4 protein-coding genes are annotated in these 5,340 nt (G+C 61.8%); 2 read left to right on the plus strand and 2 right to left on the minus strand.

Annotated elements, in window-relative coordinates; translation table 11 throughout:
* Positions 1-649: 649 nt before the first annotated feature.
* Positions 650-973, plus strand: a complete 324-nt coding sequence (locus tag CED_RS20740) for a hypothetical protein (protein WP_023842236.1) — start codon at positions 650-652, stop codon at positions 971-973.
* Positions 974-1,169: 196 nt separating this feature from the next.
* Entirely contained in the window at positions 1,170-2,270 is a 1,101-nt protein-coding gene (locus CED_RS24070; RefSeq protein ID WP_011436948.1) for a hypothetical protein, read from the plus strand.
* 1,251 nt (positions 2,271-3,521) lie between these two features.
* On the opposite strand, the gene CED_RS20755 is transcribed toward CED_RS24070, so the two are convergent.
* Positions 3,522-4,760: a recombinase family protein gene (locus CED_RS20755; protein ID WP_084680895.1), complete on the minus strand. Its 1,239-nt coding sequence runs from the start codon at positions 4,758-4,760 to the stop codon at positions 3,522-3,524.
* Positions 4,761-4,789: 29 nt separating this feature from the next.
* The coding region (locus CED_RS20760) for a transposase family protein (RefSeq protein ID WP_051868984.1) at positions 4,790-5,340 on the minus strand (551 nt) is incomplete at its 5' end.

Consider the following 5,340-nt stretch of genomic DNA (forward strand, 5'->3'; position numbering starts at 1 on the left):
GGCCTCGGCTTTCTCCGCACACTCCTCGGCCCGCTCGGCACGCCCACGCCAGTACGCCACCTCGGTGACATCATCGGTGACAGACAGAACAGACACACCACCCAGGACACATCACCAGCGTCCTCGGTATCAGGAACTACACCCGACGTATCACGAAGAGCCCACANCCCCCCNCCANCANCCCGCGGACNCNCCGCCCGACTCCCGCCACAGCCACGACACCGCCACACGGCGGAACCAGCCCCTCCACGCCATCGCCGAATACTTACATCCTGCCTGATGGTGAGTGGATTCAGCAGGGGCAGATGGGATGGTGGGGCATCGTCACGAGGGAAGATGTGCCGAGGGAGGAGTGGCGTACCAACCGCCTGGAGGACATCCAAACACGCTACGGCGGCCAGCGCGTCGTAGCAGTTGACTGCCACATATAAGCACGAAAAACGGCGACCCGTCTGCAAACGGAGCGCCGTTACGAACAAGAACAACTGAGAACTAACCTGGCTCTAGCGTATCGGGTATCAAAAGAAACGTCAATGAGCGCAATGCCATCCCTCCCCTTACAAGTCAAGGGGAGTACGCCCGCCGTGGGCAAGCGAGGCCGGATATTCTATCTTGAAGTGCGCAGTAAATAGAGGCATACTAGGAAACGATGAACGATGAAGCAATCCGGCAATTAACTAAGCATCTCGATAAGCGCTTTGATGAGTTGCAGGCTGATACGAACCGCCGCTTTGAGCATATGGCGAAGTCCATAGACGTGCTGACCGGCGATGTAGCACGTCTGGCCGGTGTTATCCAAGCGCGGGAAGACAAGTTTGGCGACCTCCTGGCGGCCATGGATGGCTACGTGTTGCGGGCTGAGCATACGGCGGCGGATGTGGCGGGGCTGGAACGCAGGACGGATGTGCTAGAGAAATGGGTGACGGCCATCGGTAGGAAAACCGGCGTAACGCTGAACGTGGTGGAGCCGTGAACATATTTGTTGTTCAGGCTGCGTCCGCCCGTCCGCGCCGGCGACCGGAGGGAGGCGGAGCGGGTCGCCGCGGAGCGGCGCTTGAGCGACGTAGACAAGNTTTGCNCCCGTAGTACCCGCCTCACCTGGGGCGGCCTGCCGTATGCTGGTTCGACTACCGATGAAAAAGTCGGTGCAGGAGTAAGGAGTAGCCAGAATGAGCACCGACGAACACGACGAGGAAGATCCCGCACTTGAGATTGCGTCCAAAGATATGGATCGCCTCAGCGAAATCGTGTTGCGGGTGCCGCCCGGCGTCTACACGGGAATGAATGAGCAGCTTTCTCGAATGATGCGAGATGCCCTGGCGGTCAATAACTCCTCAATATCGAAAATTGCCGCACAGCTGGCTGGATCAACTGTGCCATATGAAGCAATCATCAAAGAACTTGGAGCCACCAGCTCCTTGGCAAAGATTGCCTCCATGGATCTGGCTGGCGCACGGCTTGCGGGAGTCCTGACCCAGAGCCTGAGTTCTTCGTATCTCTCGGAGACGATTGCCGCTGCCAATAAGCTGAGCGCCAGAAATCTACTGGGTCCGATGTTCACTGACCTTGAGAAGTCGCTCGTTAAGGCCGCCGAGCGTTCGCTGATTGCGGTTCCACCGCCTAATTTCTTGGCCTTCGCCAATCTCGCAGCCGACGGCTGGCGCCAAACCCTTGATGCGGCCATCGTCTCGCCGCCACCATCTCCAGGCCGACTTTCCTCTCTGGGCGCGACCACACTTCATGTAGTCGAGATCGGAAATGATCTCGGTGAGGCCGCCGAAGAAGCCAACCTTGAAGATGAACGGTGGCGGGAAGGTCGTGAACAGCTTACTGATCATCTCTCCTCCTGGCTAGGGCAAGCATGCCCTAAGGCGGTTCCGAAGCTGAGGGGAGCTTGGCACGCGCTGACCTCGAATGGGCCAGATGCGGCCTCTCAGGCGGCGAACTCGGGTGTGGAGGCACTTGACTGGACTTTGCGCACCATTGCGCCTGATGATGAGGTCCTCGCATGGCGGGAAAATGTTGGTCAATACGCAAAGGAAATTGACCCTAAGAACGGCAAACCGCATCGAGCGCTACGTGTTCGTTACGCAGTACGAGGCTTTGGCATGAAAAGCGACGGCGTCACGGTAATCATAATGATGATGACCCGGTGCCTTGATGAGTTGCAGGGCGTGAAACATGGTGTAGATGAGACGAAAACCATCGCGGCTGCACGTCGCGCTCTCCTTGCGCTCGAGAACACGTTGACAGCTTTGATGCCATATTAGTACCCCATGTGGAGCAACATGCCTGATCTTACTCTAGAAGGAATATTCAGACTACCGGCGCCGGTCGCGGTCAAGGTAGCCGTACTCGCCTCAGAGACGCCGGTTCGTATTGGCGGCATGGATATCAGCCTGGTCATGCCCTCACTTCAACTTCTGAATAATGGGCCTATCCTGACAGCCCCCGCGATGAAAACGGTGCGGAATGATATTGACTGGGACGAACGCTACCGTTCCGTGGGGAGTGCATGGGGTAACGTGTCCCACTTCAAGTCAAACGATCCGCTAGGAGCCAATGGTAACGCGCTTGTCCGCGCCTTCGTAGTTCGGCACACCATTGCCACCGCGGATCAGCCCGAAAGCGTCAGGCGAAAAGAACGCGGGCAGAACCTGTACCAGGATATTGACGCCTGGTGGAGGCTCGCGGCCGACTGGGTTGAGGTGGTAGCGCGACAAAACCTTGATCCCCACTACGATGGGGCAAGCCGCCCGGGAGATGACCTCGAACTCTGGTTTAAGTACGGTCCCGATGGAGAGAGGGTGAGAAACCCTGCTCCCATTTCCCTCACCATGTCACCGGTAAATGCCTTGGAAAGTGATCGCTGGAAGGCGATACTTAAGGCAGCGTCAGACGGTCGCCAGCCGCCCACCGAACATTTGTTGCTCCGGGACGCCATCGCGGCCAACCGCCGCGGGCAGCGTCGGAGGGCCGTACTGGATGCGGCGACGGCGGCGGAGATGGCTCTGACCTATTTGCTGGATCAGGAACTTGCTGGACTACGGTCAGACGTCGCGGGCTATGTGATAGAGAAGAGCCGCCAGATCGGCGGGCGCGTTCAGGCGCTGAAAAANCTGGGNGNGCAGCTACCCGGAGACGCGGGCAAGCGGNTCATGAGCTTTTTNGCGGNGCCTCGGAACACGGCAATCCACGGAGGCCGGGAGCCAAGCGTGGATGAGACGCGGGAAGCGCTGAAGGTCGCGGACGAGATCATGGAAACTGCATCCCCGCGCTCGGCGCTGNTTTAGCGCGGGACGGTCATCAACCCCAGCCGAATGCCACAGAGGGTATCCAACCCGTGACGGAACGTCCGAATTCGTTCCTTACATGTCCGATTTGCTGGTCAAGAACCATACCCACCAGGAGCGCCAAGGCGTCGGACGTGATGAGGGCGTCGGCCTCGGGGTCGCCGGACAGGTGGAGGGCCATGCGGCCAAGGGTAAGCCCCGCCAGAGTGATCCGGCGGGGCAGGTTGGTCAGGGACGCCAGATCACGGTGATGCGATCCGGGTCAAAACGGTTCTTCGGCCCATCGGCCTTGGACAGCACCACGGCCTCGATAACGGTGGCGATGATGTCACGGCGCTGCTCCACCTCCAGCCGAGGCCAGGACGAGGCCACGTTGGTCAGCTGGGGGCCGGAGTGGGCGCGCAGCCAGTCGTTGCGCTCCCCCCGGAGCTTCGCCACGTCCCCCTCCAGCTCCTCCACCAGCTGGAGGGCGCGGGTGCCGCCGCGCTTCGTCTCCCGCCAGGCGGCCATGATATCGGCGATCTCCGCCTCGGCCGGCTTGGGCCACGGGCCGCTTTCGGCTTCCACGTCCCGGTTTGCCAGATAGGCCAGCACCAAGTTCGTGACCAGTTCGTCAACGTGGTGGCCGGTCACGGCGACGCTGCCGCAGCCACCAGCGGTGACGGGACGGCAGGAGTAGTGATGCTTCTTCCACCCCTTGTCCCAGCCGCCGGTGAGCCGCGCGCCGCAGTAGGCGCAGCGGATGATTCCGGACAGCAGATACTTCCGGCCGCCTATGTGGATGTTCTGGTTGCCGGTCCGAGCGGGGTCGCGGAGCTTCGCCACCACCTTCTCCCAGNCCTCGACGTCCAGGATGTGACCTTGAAGGCCCATGACGGGCTGGCCGTCTACGGTGCAGGCGTAGCGCTGCTCCAAGGGAACCGTGGTCGGGCCGTGTACCCGGTAGCCCGCGAGGCGGGGAGACAGATACATGTTCTTCATCACCTGGCGCTGCCACTGGTGGCCCCGGGTCGTGAGAATGCCCAGCTCATTCCAGCGGCGGCAGAGCGTGTGCGTGCCGACCCCGGCAAGGATTTCGTCAGCACCGACGACGATCATGTCGGCCTCGGCCTTGCGGATGGTGCGCTTGTCCGGCTCCCAGCCGAAGGGCCGGTAGCCGCCCACGGGGACACCCGCCTTGGCGAGCTCGCGGTGGGCCGTCCGCACCCGCCGGGAGGTGTCGGCGGACTGCTGGTTCTTCAGGGCCACGACGATCCGGGCCACGGAGCGCCCGTTGTCCGTGAGGAGGTCAAGGGTGCCGCTGATGTCAATGACGGGCCGCCCGTACTGGACCACCACGTCAATGGCGTCTTCCAGGTGGCGCGGGTCGCGGGTGAGCCGGTCCACGTCGGAGACGATGAGGCCGTCAAGGGGCTTGCCGGTTTTGGTGGCTCCCCGCTTCAAGTCCTCCAGGGCGCCCTCGTACACCGGCCGCACCACCCGGTACACCACGGAAGTTATTCAGAAACTCTCTTGATTCTCTCGAAGCTCAGTATTCNCTCGGATTGCTGTTCGTTGATTTTCTGGAGGCCGACGGCTGNCTGGATGTCGGCATCGATACGGCCGAGGTCGCTGCGGTAANGGCTGGTGAGGATTCGCCAGTTCTTCGCGTGAGCGACTCCCCATTCGGCGGCGACCCGGACGGACGCGANCTCGGCGTTGAGTTGTTTCTGCCAGCCGGTCAGGGATGTTCCGGGCTTCTTCTTCCGCGGGGTGTGGACGGCGGGTTCGCCTTCGTAACCGAGGTCGGTCATGCAGCCACCGAAACGTCGCGCCACCCGTGTCCAGCCGGCTTCGCGGAAACAGTGCACATCNTGCCAGCTGCCCGGGAAGGCGTGGCTGGCGGCGAGGATCCGCCCGTGCAGGTCGACGGCCAGTTGGACGTTGACGCCGTGGCGGCGGTGCTTGCCGGATAGAAGATCGGTGCGGTGGCGCCAGGCGAACGTCGGGACCAGGGTCCCGTCGATCAGGCAGACCAGGCCCTTGACCTGCTGGGACAGGGCTTCGG

The sequence above is a fragment of the Frankia sp. CeD genome (genome assembly GCF_000732115.1).
Lineage (GTDB): Bacteria > Actinomycetota > Actinomycetes > Frankiales > Frankiaceae > Frankia > Frankia casuarinae.